The sequence below is a fragment of the Martelella mediterranea DSM 17316 genome (genome assembly GCF_002043005.1).
Taxonomy (GTDB): Bacteria; Pseudomonadota; Alphaproteobacteria; order Rhizobiales; family Rhizobiaceae; genus Martelella; species Martelella mediterranea.
Window position 1 is genome coordinate 508,020 of the sequence record NZ_CP020331.1, and the last position, 13,891, is coordinate 521,910.

Sequence of the window (13,891 nt, forward strand, 5' to 3'; positions counted from 1 at the left end):
GGTAACCAAAATGGATCACACAGCGGAATTTCTCGTGTTCGGAGCGACCGGGCAGCAAGGCGGGGCTGTTGCGCGCGCGCTGAAAGCCAAGGGGAGGGAGGTCAAGGCCTTCGTGCGTGATCCCGACAGCGCCAGATCGAAGGCCTTGTCTGCCGCAGGCATCTCGCTGGCAGTCGGCGATCTGTTTGACCCAGCATCGATTGACCGTGCGATGGCAGGGGTCAAGGGTGTGTTCAGCGTTCAGACCAGTTCGCCGTCAGGCGAGGTCACCGATGCCCAGGAGGTCCTGCAGGGCAAGGGGATTGCAGACAGCGCCGTCCGGCAAGGGGTACGACATCTCGTTTATTCGTCGAGTGGAGCATCGGGCAAGGGCCTGACGGGAATGGGGCATTTCGACAGCAAATCGGAAATCGAAGCTTATGTGCAGAGCCTCCCCGTGATGACCACGATCACGCGCCCGGTAAGCTTCATGGAAATGCTGTTATTGCCCGGTCTGGGACTTCCTCAAGGCGAATTCACCTTCTTCATGCGCCCGGAGCAATCCATGCAGATGATCGCGCTTGCCGATCTGGGAAGGATGAACGCCCAGATCCTGGTGTCGCCTGAGCGCTATGCTAGCAAGGCCATCGAACTGGCGAGCGCGAATGTGACGGGCCGCGACCTAGAGCGGTTCTGTGTTTGACGGAATCAAAGGGATTCCCCTTTTGCTGGTTTTGTGATTCAAGATGCTGGCTGGGCAGGAGGCCAGCATCTGATGACGGCACCTCTTTCCAATGATCTTCGTAAGCGTGTGGTTCTTGCCATTGAGGCTGGCGAGAGCTGCCGCTCGGTCGCTTCCCGCTTTGGGGTTTCCGTGTCTGCTGCAGTGAAGTGGTCGCAGCGCTACCGGGCGACAGGTTCGGTCGCGCCCGGCAAGATGGGTGGCCATCGCAAGCGCATACTGGAACCGCACCGGGCCTTCATCATCGAGCGCATCAACCAGACCTCGCATCTGACGCTGCACGGGCTGAAGGATGAACTGGCTGCGCGTGGCGTAAAGGTCTCGCACGATACGGTCTGGAAGTTCCTGCGGCGCGAGGGTCTCAGCTTCAAAAAAAACACTGTTCGCCCTTGAGCAGGCGCGCGCCGACATCGCCAGACGGCGTCAACGCTGGCAGACTTTGCAGGCCGGCCTCGACCCCAGCAGGCTGGTGTTCATCGATGAAACCTGGATCAAGACCAATATGGCCCCGCTTCGGGGATGGGGCAAACGCGGCAAACGCCTTCGCGGCTTTGCGCCGCATGGGCATTGGCGAACCCTGACCTTTCTCGGCGCGCTGCGCTGCGACCGGCTGACGGCCCCTTGCGTCTTCGACGGGCCGATCAACGGCCAGTGCTTCCAAGCCTATGTCGAGCAGATCCTCGTGCCCACTCTCAAGCCCGGTGATATCGTCGTCATGGACAATCTCGGCAGCCACAAGTCAGCCGCGATCCGCAAGGCGATCAAAGCGGCAGGCGCAAGGCTATGGTTCCTGCCGCCCTATTCGCCCGATCTCAATCCGATCGAACAGGCGTTCGCCAAGATCAAACACTGGATGCGTATGGGGCAGAAGCGAACCGTCGAGGAAACATGGCGGGCCATCGGCCGCCTCGTCACCACCATCAAACCGCAAGAGTGCGCAAGTTACCTTGCAAATGCTGGATACGCTTCCATTAAAAACTGAAACGCTCTAGAGACCGCGTTCACGCACGCCGCCGGCCGCCCGATCGCCTACAAGCGCTTTCCCGTCGAACTGCTTGCGAACAACCCCTTCCTCAAACGCCTGGCCGAGCTTCTGGATAGTGGTTTGCTCGCTGGGGCCGCCGACCTTCCCTTTCTCGAACAGGAGTTCGACCATCTTACTTCGCTCGGGGAGTGGCTGGACGGTCCTGGCAATCCACTCTTTGAGGCGGCGCTCAATCATGTTGAAACCGAGGTGGCCCTTCGTTAGTCCGTTTCATTGCCACATCTGCCGCTCACAATCCCGGGACGCTCACCACCCAAGGGCATCGACGGCGTCGCGGCCCTGTCAGGTCAATTCAAGCCATTGCTCCCCGCCATCGCGTCGCCAGTTGACAACGGTCATCTTTTAATTTTACTAAGTAAGGAAATTAAATACGGGAGGCACCGTGAGGAGCGGAAGCGGGGAGATACTGACTAGGTTGCGAGACCAAGGCGCGATGTCGCGCGCCGAGCTGTCGCGCGTGACCGGCATTTCGTCTGCAGGCGTCACCAAAATCATGACGCAGATGATCCGCGAAGGTCTGGTGCGCGAGTGCGATCCATCGGGCGCGTTCAGCATCGGGCGGCCCGCAACAACCGTGGAAATCTGTCCCGAGGCTCGCCATGTTCTCGGCATTCATCTTGGAGCAGGGCAGGTCCATATCGCGCTGTCGGATGCGGCGCTCAACCTTTCCCACACGCGAAGCATCACCTACGACCTGACGGAGCCCGTCGAAGATTTGATCGCGCGCGTTTCTGATCTCGCCCGCAACGTCCTTCATGACGGCGCCCTTCCTTTCAACCAGATCCTCGGGATCGGGGTCGGCGTTCCCGGCGGCGTTGATCCGGCCCGACGCGTCAATACGCATTCCGTGCTGACGGGATGGAAAGGGATCGCCTTTGCGGAGGCGTTCGAGCAGTCGCTCGGCCTTCCGGTCGTGCTGGAGCACAATGCCACGGCCATGGCGATGGCCGAAGCCTGTTACGGCGTTGGGCGGGCCGCGGAAAGCATTCTCTATCTTCTGCTTGGCAAGGGCATTGGCGGCGGTTTCGTGCAGACCGGAGCCGCCGAGCGGCGCAGCGTCGTCGAGATCGGCCACATCGTCGTCGAGCCCGGTGGCCGACCTTGCCGATGCGGCGGGCGCGGCTGTCTCGAACGGTTCTTCTCGGAAGAGCCGCTCAGCGCGCTTGTCGGTCATCCCGATCTTCCCCGGTCGAAATTGGTCGCAGCCGCCATGGAGCGCCCGGAATGGCCCCAGCTTTACGAGTATCTGCTTCAGGCCATGTCCACGACCGTCACTCTTTTCGGTCCCGAGCGGGTCGTGCTGGGCGGCGATTTCAACGGCGCGCCCGAGCGGTTCTTCGCGGATCTGAGACGGGACCTGCCGCCGCGGGTGATGCCGCAGCAGCGGCTGAAGCTTGCGATCGAACGCACGAGCCTCGACGAGCCGGTCGGCGTGCAGGGCGCGGCCGGCGTCGCGCTTGAACAATTTCTTTATTCAAACGGCCCCTTGGCCGCCGCGCGGATGTCTCACCGGCAATCTGTGCGCGTCTAAGGTCGGCCACGGGAGGAACGAATGAGCGTCGCAAAAGACCTCGACATTGCCGAACCGCGCCGGGACTTCGTGTTTCGTTCGCCGAAACTTCTCTGGGGGATTGTGTCCTTTGCCTGCGGCATCGGGCTGTGGTGGCTTGCCACGGCCTCCGGCGTATCGGTGCTGCCAACGCCCCTGACGGTTTTCCAGCGCATGATCGAGCTCGCCATTTCCGGCCAGCTGTGGATGGATATGTTCGCTTCCCTTCGCCGCGTGCTGATCGGCTTTCTCATCGGTTCGCTGATTGCGGTGCCCGTGGGCTTTCTCATGGGGTGGTACAAGATTGCCCGCGCGGTCATCGATCCGTGGATCCAGTTCTTCCGCGTCATCCCGCCGCTTGCCATCATTCCGCTTGCGATCGTTACGCTCGGCATCGATGAAAAGCCGAAGATCTTCGTGATCTTTCTCGCCGCCTTCCTGTCCTCCGTGGTGTCGACCTATCAGGGCGTCATCAGCGTGGACCGGACCTATATCAATGCCGCGCGGGTGCTTGGCGCCGGCGACCGCGTGATCTTCACCCGGATCATCATTCCCGCATCGACGCCGTTCATTCTGGTGGGCTTTCGCATCGGTCTCGGCTCGGCCTGGGCGACCGTGGTCGCCGCGGAACTGATCGCCGCGCAATCCGGCCTCGGCTTCCGCATGCAACAGGCGCAGCTCTACTACGACCTGCCGACGATCTTCGTCAGCCTCATCGCCATCGGCATTCTCGGCCTGATCATGGACCGCATTGTCGTGCGTGCCGAAGAGCGCCTGACCCACTGGCAGGAAAGAATTCATCATGACTGACCCAAACCCCAAGATCGCGTTTCGCAATGTGAGCAAGTCCTTCGGTGAAGGCGACAAGTCGTTTGTGGCGCTCAGGGACCTGACGCTGGATATCGCCGATGGCGAAATCGTCACCGTGGTGGGGCCGTCGGGTTGCGGCAAGTCGACGGCGATGAACATCGTGGCGGGGCTCACAGGCGTGACCTCGGGCGAATGCCTGGTCAATGGCAAGGCGGTCAACGGCCCCGGTCCCGATCGCGGCGTCATCTTCCAGCAATACGCGCTCTTTCCCTGGCTGACCGTGATCAAGAATGTCGAGTTCGGCCTCAAGCTGCAGGGCATGGGCCGGGAACAGCGCCGCGAGCGGGCGCTGCATTACCTCGATCTCGTCGGGCTCAAGGATTTCGCCGAGGCCTATCCCAAGACGCTGTCCGGCGGCATGAAGCAGCGTTGCGCCATTGCCAGGGCCTATGCCGTCAATCCCAGCGTGTTGCTGATGGATGAACCCTTTGGCGCGCTCGATGCGCTGACGCGGGTCAAGCTGCAGGACCAGTTGCTCGATACCTGGTCCAAGGACAAGCGGACGGTGATGTTCATCACCCATGATGTCGACGAGGCCGTCTACATCGCCCACCGCGTTATCGTTCTTGCGGCCCGCCCCGGGCGCCTGCAGGAAATCATCAATGTCGACCTGCCCTTTCCGCGTAACGAGGAAATCCGGCTGTCGCCTGAATTCACAGAGATCAGAAACAATGTCTGGCGGGCGGTTTATGACCGGTCCCAACAGGCGGCATGAGCAAAACGGAGGAAAAATCATGCTGAAGAAACTGGTACTCATGGCCGCGGTCGCCGCGGCTGCCCTGTCCGGCCCGGCCAGCGCCGAGGAGCTCGACAAGATCCGGATGGGCTATATCGCCGATTATTTCGGAACGAGCGTCGCGGCCATCGCCACCGAAGAGGATCTCTGGGCCAAGCACGGCCTTGAGGCGGACCTCAAGGTCTTCACCAATGGCCCGATCCAGGTCCAGGCGCTCAATGCCGGCTCGCTCGATTTCGCCTATATCGGTCCCGGCGCGCTCTGGCTGCCGGCAAGCGGACAGGCCAAGGTCATCGCCGTCAACGCGCTCGGCTATACCGATCGCGTGATCGCCCAGCCGGGCATCGACAGCATTGCCGATCTCAAGGGCAAGAAGGTCGGCGTGCCGGAAGGCACGTCCGGCGACATGCTGCTGCGTCTGGCGCTTGAAAAGGCGGGGATGACGCTCGACGATATCGACGTGATCCCGATGGATCCGTCGACCGTGGTGACCGCCTTCGCATCGGGGCAGATTGACGCCGCCGGCATCTGGTATCCCTTTGTCGACGTCGTCAAGAAGCGCGTTCCGGACCTCAAGGAGCTGAGCTCCAACGAGGACTTCTTCCCCGATATCGCGTTCCCGTCGAGCTTCATCGTCAGCGATGCCAAGGCCGGCGATGAAGACGTCATCAAGAAGGTGGATGCGGTCATCAAGGACGCCATCGATTTCCGCCGCGAGAACCCGGAAAAGTCGGTTGAGATCACCGCCGCGTTCCTGAACGTGCCGGCCGAGCCGCTGCTGGTGGAATCCAAGCTCGCCAAGCTGCCCTCAAGCGAGGAACTGGTGGAACTGACCCGCGACGGGAAGGTCGACAACTGGTTCGATACACTTGCCGGGCTCTATGCCGATTTCGGCAAGATCGAAAGCCCGCTTCCGGCTTCGGAATTCTATCTGGGCAAGCTTTACGCCGAATAAGTCTTACCACGGGGCGGTCCGTGCCGGCCGCCCCGTTTCTTCCCGCATCAGGAGCCGAAATGACCCGCCCCAACATCATCTTCATCATGTCCGACGATCATGCCTCGCGCGCCATTTCGGCCTACGGCGCGGGCATCAACAACACGCCGAACCTCGACAGGCTGGCCAATGAAGGCGTGCGGAGCGATGCGACCTATGTCACCAATTCGATCTGCACGCCCTCGCGCGCCGCGATCCTGACCGGAACGCATAACCACGTAAACGGCGTGACGACGCTTTCGACCCATATCGACAACCGCCTGCCTAATGTTGCCAAGGCGCTGAAGGCCGGCGGATACGCGACCGCGATCTTCGGCAAATGGCATCTCGGCGAAGGCCCGGCGCATGAGCCGACCGGTTTCGACGAGTGGGCGGTGGTGCCGGGGCAGGGCGACTACTGGGATCCGGGCTTCCACTTTCCCGATGGCTACCGCCGTGTGCCGGGTTATGCGACCGACATCATCACCGACATGTCCGTCGACTTCATCGATCGCCACAAGGACGAGCCCTTCTTCCTGATGTGCCACCACAAGGCGCCGCACCGCAACTGGCAGTATCATCCGCGCTACAAGGATATCCACGAACCGGGCAGCATTCCGCTGCCGCCGACCTTCGAGGACACCTATGAGAACCGCGCCGCGGCGGCGGCCGCCGCAAAGATGCGCATCAAGTCCGACATGCTTTATGAGGACCTCGGCCTCGTCCAGCCGGAAGGCGGTGCCGAAATCGCCGGCGAACTGATGGTCGAGGGCTGGCCGGCGCGCAAGATCCCCGAACTGAAGGACGGCGAGACGATCTCGGTGATTTGCGCGGAGACCGGAAAGACCTTCACCTTCGACGATCCGAAGGCCTTCGCGGAATTCAAGTACCAGCGCTACATGTCGCGTTATCTGCGCACCGTCCAGGCGATCGACGACGGCGTCGGGCGCATGCTCGACAAGCTCGACGAACTGGGGCTCGCCGAGAACACGATCGTGATCTACACCTCGGATCAGGGCTTCTTCCTCGGCGAGCACGGCTGGTTCGACAAGCGCTTCATGTATGAGGAAAGCTATCAGATGCCGTTCCTGTGCCGCTATCCGGCGGAGATCGCCGCGGGCTGCACCTCCAGCGACATCGCCTGCAATGTCGATTTCGCCCCGACTTTCCTCGACTGGGCGGGCGTGGCCAAGCCGAGCTACATGCAGGGCACCTCGATGCGCGCGATGCTGCGCGGCGAGACGCCTGAGGACTGGGACCAGCTCGCCTATCACCGCTACTGGATGCACAATGACGAAATCCACGAAGCCTGGGCGCATTACGGCGTGCGCGATGAGCGTTACAAGCTGATCTACTGGTACAACAAGGCGCTGGGGCAGGACGGCGCGCGCGAGAACGATGCGCCTCCGGAATGGGAATTGTTCGACTGCGACAAGGACCCGATGGAGCTCTTCAACGTCGCGAACGACCCCGCCTATGGCGAAACCTTCAAGACGATGCTCGAAAAGCTCGATGCCAAGCAAGCCGATATCGGCGACGTGCCCGAACATGACAGCGCCGAGGTTCTGGCAAGCCTGCCGGTAAAGTCAGGGTGAGACCGTCTCAGGCGCGGCGGCAGTGCCGGCAAAAAAAACGGCACTCATCGGCATGCCTTCAGCGCCGCTGACGGCTCAGCTCATCCACTGGCCGCCGTCGACATTGTATGTCTGGGCGAGAATATAGTCGGCCTCCGCGGAGGCCAGGAAGACGGCCATGCCCGAGAGGTCTTCCGGCTTCGCATAGCGTCCGGCGGGAACGCCGGCCTCTACCTCGGCCTTCTTCTGCCCGAGTTCCTTGCCCTCGAGCTTGGCGAAAAGGGAATCGACATGCTTCCAGTGGTCGCCCTCGACCACGCCGGGGGCGATGGCGTTGACGTTGATGCCGTGGCGGATGAGGTTGAGCCCGGCCGATTGCGTCAGCGAGATCACCGCGGCCTTGGTCGAGCAGTAGACGGCGACGAGGCTTTCGCCGCGCCGCCCGGCCTGGGAGGCCATGTTGATGATCTTGCCGCCATGGCCCTGGCGGATCATCTGCCGGGCTGCGGCCTGAAGCGTGAACAGGGTTCCGGCGACATTGACGGCGTATAGCCGTTCATAGCTTTCCCGCGTGATATCGACGATGTTATCGGCATCGAAAAGGGCGGCGTTGTTGATCAGGATGTCGAGCTTGCCCGCCCGCGCGACCACGGTCTCGATGGCGCTGTCGATGCTCTCCTGACGGGTCACGTCGAGTTCGACGGCATAGGCCGCATCGCCGATCCCGGCGGCCGTGCGCTCGGCGGCTTCCAGGTTGATATCCGCGATCGCAACCCGAGCGCCCTCGCGCGCATAGGCCTCGGCAAAGCCCTTGCCGATGCCGCGCGCAGCCCCCGTGATCAGGGCCGATTTTCCCGCCAGTCTCTGTGTCACAACCTTGCTCCCTTTTCATCGAAGCGATGGATCTTGCCCGCTTCGGGCGTCATATAAACCGTGTCGCCATGGTGAAGACCGATCTCGCCGGTGGCCCGGATGGTGATCGAGCCGGCAATGCCCGTGCCATGGACGTGGAAAAACGTATCGGAGCCGAGATGCTCTGCAACGCCGATCACGCCGCGCCAAGCGCCCTCGCTCGCCGAGACGGCGATGTGTTCGGGACGGATGCCGATCGCGTGGGCGCCATGCTTGCCGGCTTCCTCGCCCTCGATGATGTTCATCTTTGGCGAGCCGATGAACTCGGCAACGAACCGGTTGGCCGGGGTGTTGTAGAGCGTCAGCGGGGTGCCCACCTGCTCGATATTGCCGCGCTGGAGGACGACGATCCTGTCGGCCATGGTCATCGCCTCGACCTGGTCATGGGTTACATAGATCATTGTCGTTTTCAGCCGCTCATGCAGCTCGGAGATCTCGAGCCGCATATTGACCCGCAACGCCGCGTCGAGGTTCGACAGCGGCTCGTCGAACAGGAATGCCGCCGGTTCCCGCACGATCGCGCGGCCGATCGCCACGCGCTGGCGCTGGCCGCCGGAAAGCTCGCTCGGCTTGCGGCCCAGATAATCGATGAGGTTCAGGGCCTCGGCGGCCTTTAGCACCTTCTCCTCCGCGACCGCCTTGTCGATCTTGGCCATGCGCAGCGGAAACATCATGTTCTCGGCAACCGTCAGATGCGGATAGAGCGCATAGGACTGGAACACCATCGCAAGACCGCGGTCGCCGGGGGGAAGGGCAGAGATATCCTTGCCGGAGATGCGGATCGCGCCGCCGGAGAGGTCCTCCAGCCCGGCGATCATGCGCAGCAGCGTCGATTTCCCGCAGCCGGAAGGTCCGACGAAGACGACGAATTCGCCGTCCTCGATCTCAAGATCGATCTGCGGGATCACCTCGACCTTGCCGAAGCGCTTGGCGACTTTCTCAAGGGCTATGCTACCCATTTCATACTCCTTCCCGTATCGGCGGCCGATTGGCCAGGGCCTGTCGGAACCCTTGGGTTTTTCTGTCGCTCTGGATGCGCCATTCGAGGATCTTCATGGTCAGCGAGCGGCGAATTTCGGCATATCCGGGATCATCCCAGAGATTGACGGTTTCGCGCGGGTCGGTCTGAAGATCGAAGAGCTGCCCCTCGTCGCTGTCAACGAAATGGACGAGCTTGTATCGCTCGGTCCGCACCATCGTCATGAATTCGGTATCGCTGAGGATCGCGTCGTTGGCGTGCTCGGCGAAGACGCAATCACGAGCCTCGCCCTTTCCCGCCATCAGCGGATTGAGCGAGCGCGCCTCCATCCAGCCCGGCGGCTTGACGCCCGCCCATTCTAGGATCGTCGGACCCCAGTCGAACAGCGAAACGAGGGCGTCGCAGCGCTTTTGCGCAATGCCCTTGCCCCAGACCAGCGCCGGAACATGGACGCTCTGCTCATACATGTTCCATTTCTGCGAATGGCCATGATCGTTGAGGCAGTCGCCGTGGTCGGAGGTGAAGACGATGATGGTGTTGTCGAGAACGCCGCGCTTTTCCAGCGCCGCAAACAGCTTGCCGAGCTGGGCATCGATCATCGAGACGTTGGCATAGTAATGGGCGCGCTGCCTGCGCATCTGGTCGGCCGTGGGATTTTCAAGGTGGACGATGCCGTCATGGTCCTGGGCGTAGTGCCCCTCGCGCAGCTTGCGGATCGGCCCGGGCTGGGTGCCGAAATCATAGTCGCGGATCGGCTCCGGCAGGTCATTGCGGCCTTCGTAGAGGTCGAGATAGTTCTGCGTCGGATCATAGGGCGGATGCGGGCCGGGAATGCCGATCTGCAGGAAGAAGGGCTCATCGCCCGGATAGCGGTCGAGCCACATCTGCGCCAGTTCCGGCACGAAATTGTCGGCGTGCAGGTCCTCCGGCGCGTCCCAGACATAGCAGCCCAGCCGTTCCTTGTAGTCGGCAAGGCGGCGCTGGGTGATCCGGGTCGGCTTTTCGATGCCGCGCGTCCAGAAGGCCTTGTCCCAGGTGTCGAGATAGAAGGGCAGATCTGGATGAGCCCGATCCTTGTTTTCCACGACGTGCCGCTCGTGGAAGCCGAACGCGTCCTCAACGGGCCAGGTGTGCATCTTGCCGGTGTTGACGCAGCGATAGCCCGCCTGTTTCAGGAGATCGACCCAGCACCAGGACCAGGGCTCGTCATTGCGGTAGACCCCGTTGGTATGCGGGAAGGTTCCCGAAAACAGCGAGGCGCGCGACGGGCTGCACGATGGCGAGGTGACATACATCCGGTCGAAACTGGTGCCCTCTTCGACCATGCGATCGAGGTTCGGCGTATGCATATAGGGAAAGCCGAGCGCATTGACGGTGTCGTAGCGCTGCTGGTCCGTGATGATGAAGACGATATTCGGACGTTGCTGCATGCGCCTTGCCTAGCCTTTCACTGCTCCGCCCAGCGACTGGACGATGTATTTGTTTGCGATGATGATGATCGGGACGACCGGCAGCGTCAGCGCGATGGACGCGACGGCGATCGCGCCCCAGTCGACGCTGGCATAGGAGACGAAGTTCATCACCGCGACCGGCGCCGTCATCGTATCGGCGCGGGTGATGATGAGCGCGAAGAAGAAGTCGTTCCAGGCCAGCAGGAAGCTGAGAACGGCAGCGGCCACCAGGCCGGGGCGGGCCGCCGGGATCGCCACCTTCAGGAGCACGTTCCACATCGATGCGCCGTCCATCAGCCCGGCCTCGACAAGCTCGTCCGGGATCTGGTTGAACGAACTCCACATCGACCACACCACGAATGGAAGGGTGAGGGAGGTGTAGGCGAAGATCAGGCCGGCATAGGTGTCGATCATGCCGGTCTTGATGTAGATGAGGAACAGCGGGATCACGAAGCCCACCGGCGGCGCCATGCGCAGGAGCAGCAGCAGCCACGATGCCAGGAACTTGTTGGCAGCCTTGCGCTTCGACAGTGAAAACGCGCCGGGCACGCCGAGGATCAGGGCAAGCGCCGTCGAGCAGCCGGCGGTGATGAAACTGTTGACCAGCGCCTTGGGGAAATCCGACCGGGTGATCGAATAGATGTTGTCGAGCGTCAGCGCCAGCGGCGAGCGCCAGATCGGTTCGAACAATTGCTGGGCCGGCCGCAAGGCAAGGATAATGACCCAGATGACCGGCAGAAGCGCGAACAGCAGGAAGGCGAGCATCATGGCGATGCCGAGGCCGCGCTTGACCCGGTAGCTGGCGGTTGAATCACGCATTGGAATACCTTGCGTTGAAGCGGGCGATATAGAAGCTCACAATGGCCGCGAACACGAACAGGACGACGGCAATAGACGCACCGTAGCCGACATTCGAATTCTGGAAGGTCTGGACATAGGCGTAGTAGTTGGTCGCCTGCGTGGCCCGGCCCGGCCCGCCATTGGTCATCACGAAGATCAGCGGAAAATGCTTCAGCGTTTCGATGAAGCGGAACAGCGCGACCATCAGCAGCGTCGGGTAGAGCAGGGGCAGCGTGATCAGGAAGAACGTCTTGACGCGGCTTGCGCCATCCAGCGCCGCCGCCTCGTCAAGATCGGGCGAAATGCCCTGAAGCGCTGCCAGCACGATCAGCATGACGAACGGATAGGTCGCCCATGTGTCGGCGATCACGATTGCCGCGATCGCGCCGCTCTGGGTGGTCAGCATCGCCGGCACGGTGATCCCGAACATGTCGAAGAAGGCGTTGATCGGCGACAGCGTCGGCGTGAACAGCGACAGCCAGATCAGCGCCACCGCGACATGCGGCACGGCGAAGGGAATGACGAAGATGCCGCGCGCCGCCTTCCAGCGGCTGACGATCTTGTCGAGGCCAACGGCGACCGCGGTACCGAGGACGACCTGCGCAAGCACGCCGAAACCCGAAAGGGCCGCCATTATATAGACGGAGGCGATAAACCGGTGATCATCGAGAAGGCGCAGGAAATTGGCGATCCCGATCTCTCCGCTCCAGCCCCGGATCAGATTATAATTCGTCAGCGACAGGGCGAACATGCCGGCAAGCGGTGCGATCGCGAAAATTCCGACCGCGATGGAAGCCGGCAGCATCATGGCTCTGTAGCCGCGATTCATCGAGGCCGAGGCGCGCGCTGGCGTCATGGATCAACTCCGGTTTCTTGAAGATATGTATCCGCCGGAGGACCGGCGGATACGCTGGGGGAAACGATCAGTTGTCGAGGATGGCTTCCATCTCGTCCTGAGCGGCCGCAAGGGCCTCCTCGGGCGTCATCAGGCCATTGACTGCGGCGTTGATGTTTTCGCCGACGGCTGCGCCGATTTCCGGCCAGGTCGGGATCAGCGGGCGATAGTTTCCGACCGCAAGGTTCAGCGCTTCGACGCGCAGGTCGAGGAAATTGTCCTGGATGCCGGCATATTTAGCCTTCACCTCGGGGTTCTGCGCCACCGAAGCCCGGGTGAAGTCGGGATAGGCCTCATTGATCGCGAGCTTCGTCAGGGTTTCGGTGCTCGTTGCCCATTCTATGAACTTGCGGGCAGCCTCGCTGTGCTCGGCGCCGGCGGGAATGCCGAGACCGTGCACGGCGATCGCGGGCGAACGGCCGGCCGGGCCGCCGGGCGGGAGCGCCAGCACGAACTCATCGGCGAACCGGCTCTTTTCGGGATCGACGGCCTGGCTGACGATCGAGGTGCCGTCCACGGTCATCGCGGCCTGACCGGACTGGAGTGCGGCGACCACTTCCGGGAAGTTGAAATTGCCGATGCCTTCCGGCCCGTAATCGTTCATCAGCGTGATGTAGGTCTTCAGGGCCTCAAGATTTTCGGGCGAATCCAGCGCCGGCGTCAGGTCGTCGGGGTAGTTCTCGAAGAACTTTCCGCCATAGGCGCGCATGATCATCGGGAAGACGAACATGTTGAAGCCCTGACCGGGCGCGACGCGCATGGCGATGGCGGCCGTATCGCCGGAATCGATCGCGGCGGCGACGTTCAGCATCTCTTCCCAGGTCTCGGGCGGATTGACGCCTGCGGCCTCGAGAATGTCACGGCGGTACGCCATCAGCCCCGTCTCGGCGAAGAACGGCACGGCCCAGTATTCGCCGTCGACGAGATAGGAATTGAGAGGGCCGGCGAGAATGTCGTCACGGTCCTCGATATTTTCGACCAGATCGGTAATCGGCTGAAGCCATCCGGCCTCCACCCAGCGCTGGACCTGGATGACGGGCGTGTGGACCACATCGATATCGCGCGCGCCGCCCGCAAAGGACAGGGTTATCCGGTTTTCGAACACGTTCTGGCCAACAACATCGATATTGGCCTTGATGCCCGTTTCGGCCTCAAAGTCGCCGGCCAGCTTCTGCAAGCCCTGCGTGGACGGCATCGAGAACAGCAGGACATTCACTTCCTGCTCCTGGGCACTTGCCTGCCCGCCCATGAGCGCGGTGGTGCACAGCAGCGCCGTGACACCTGAAATCATTGTCTTGAATTGCATCGTTTCCTCCTCCTTTTTGAGAACAATTCGCCCGTGTCGC

At 62.0% G+C, this 13,891-nt stretch carries 14 protein-coding genes; 7 read left to right on the forward strand and 7 right to left on the reverse strand.

The features are described from left to right. Window positions 1-10 precede the first annotated feature (10 nt). Together Mame_RS24115 and Mame_RS24120 are read left to right on the forward strand one after the other, a co-directional pair. Window positions 11-682 carry an NmrA/HSCARG family protein gene (locus tag Mame_RS24115; protein WP_155122273.1) on the forward strand — a complete coding sequence of 224 codons (672 nt, stop codon included), beginning with the start codon at window positions 11-13 and terminating at the stop codon, window positions 680-682. A 72-nt stretch (window positions 683-754) separates the two neighbouring features. Continuing rightward, window positions 755-1,703 (forward strand): IS630 family transposase gene (locus Mame_RS24120; protein WP_155122056.1). Its coding sequence is split into 2 segments (ribosomal slippage): window positions 755-1,090 and window positions 1,092-1,703, totalling 948 coding nucleotides; the frame shifts between segments, so codons are not numbered across the junction. A gap of 6 nt (window positions 1,704-1,709) precedes the next feature. Here Mame_RS24120 and Mame_RS24125 read toward each other — a convergent pair. Then, window positions 1,710-1,877, reverse strand: coding sequence for a hypothetical protein (locus Mame_RS24125; RefSeq protein ID WP_155122274.1), 168 nt, complete (start codon window positions 1,875-1,877; stop codon window positions 1,710-1,712). A 322-nt stretch (window positions 1,878-2,199) separates the two neighbouring features. Here Mame_RS24125 and Mame_RS24130 point away from each other — a divergent pair, with 322 nt between their 5' ends. From Mame_RS24130 to Mame_RS24150, 5 genes are read left to right on the forward strand one after another with little or no spacing between them, the layout of a single operon-like run. Beyond that, window positions 2,200-3,297, forward strand: coding sequence for an ROK family protein (locus tag Mame_RS24130; protein WP_018066790.1), 1,098 nt, complete (start codon window positions 2,200-2,202; stop codon window positions 3,295-3,297). A 21-nt stretch (window positions 3,298-3,318) separates the two neighbouring features. After that, the gene (locus Mame_RS24135) at window positions 3,319-4,125 is read left to right on the forward strand and encodes an ABC transporter permease (protein ID WP_018066791.1); all 807 of its coding nucleotides are present in this window, start codon (window positions 3,319-3,321) and stop codon (window positions 4,123-4,125) included. Beyond that, a complete protein-coding gene (locus tag Mame_RS24140; RefSeq protein ID WP_018066792.1) occupies window positions 4,118-4,900 on the forward strand; it encodes an ABC transporter ATP-binding protein in 783 nt (260 codons plus the stop codon). Before Mame_RS24135 ends, Mame_RS24140 begins: the two co-directional genes overlap by 8 nt. Window positions 4,901-4,919: 19 nt before the next feature. After that, window positions 4,920-5,876 carry an aliphatic sulfonate ABC transporter substrate-binding protein gene (locus Mame_RS24145; RefSeq protein WP_018066793.1) on the forward strand — a complete coding sequence of 319 codons (957 nt, stop codon included), beginning with the start codon at window positions 4,920-4,922 and terminating at the stop codon, window positions 5,874-5,876. A gap of 59 nt (window positions 5,877-5,935) precedes the next feature. After that, on the forward strand, window positions 5,936-7,489 hold the full coding sequence (locus Mame_RS24150; protein ID WP_018066794.1) for a sulfatase family protein: 1,554 nt from the start codon (window positions 5,936-5,938) through the stop codon (window positions 7,487-7,489). A 75-nt stretch (window positions 7,490-7,564) separates the two neighbouring features. On the opposite strand, the gene Mame_RS24155 is transcribed toward Mame_RS24150, so the two are convergent. From Mame_RS24155 to Mame_RS24180, 6 genes are all read right to left on the reverse strand, one after another. Beyond that, a complete protein-coding gene (locus Mame_RS24155; RefSeq protein ID WP_018066795.1) occupies window positions 7,565-8,341 on the reverse strand; it encodes an L-iditol 2-dehydrogenase in 777 nt (258 codons plus the stop codon). Then, complete coding sequence (locus Mame_RS24160; protein ID WP_018066796.1) at window positions 8,338-9,339, reverse strand: ABC transporter ATP-binding protein; 1,002 nt, start codon at window positions 9,337-9,339, stop codon at window positions 8,338-8,340. The genes Mame_RS24155 and Mame_RS24160 overlap by 4 nt, the downstream gene beginning before the upstream one ends. Window position 9,340: 1 nt before the next feature. Next, a complete protein-coding gene (locus Mame_RS24165) occupies window positions 9,341-10,789 on the reverse strand; it encodes a sulfatase family protein (protein ID WP_018066797.1) in 1,449 nt (482 codons plus the stop codon). A 9-nt stretch (window positions 10,790-10,798) separates the two neighbouring features. After that, entirely contained in the window at window positions 10,799-11,629 is an 831-nt protein-coding gene (locus Mame_RS24170) for a carbohydrate ABC transporter permease (protein WP_018066798.1), read from the reverse strand. Then, window positions 11,622-12,506, reverse strand: a complete 885-nt coding sequence (locus Mame_RS24175; RefSeq protein WP_018066799.1) for a carbohydrate ABC transporter permease — start codon at window positions 12,504-12,506, stop codon at window positions 11,622-11,624. The genes Mame_RS24170 and Mame_RS24175 overlap by 8 nt, the downstream gene beginning before the upstream one ends. 67 nt (window positions 12,507-12,573) lie before the next feature. Then, window positions 12,574-13,851, reverse strand: a complete 1,278-nt coding sequence (locus tag Mame_RS24180) for an ABC transporter substrate-binding protein (RefSeq protein ID WP_018066800.1) — start codon at window positions 13,849-13,851, stop codon at window positions 12,574-12,576. Between the last annotated feature and the right edge of the window lie 40 nt (window positions 13,852-13,891).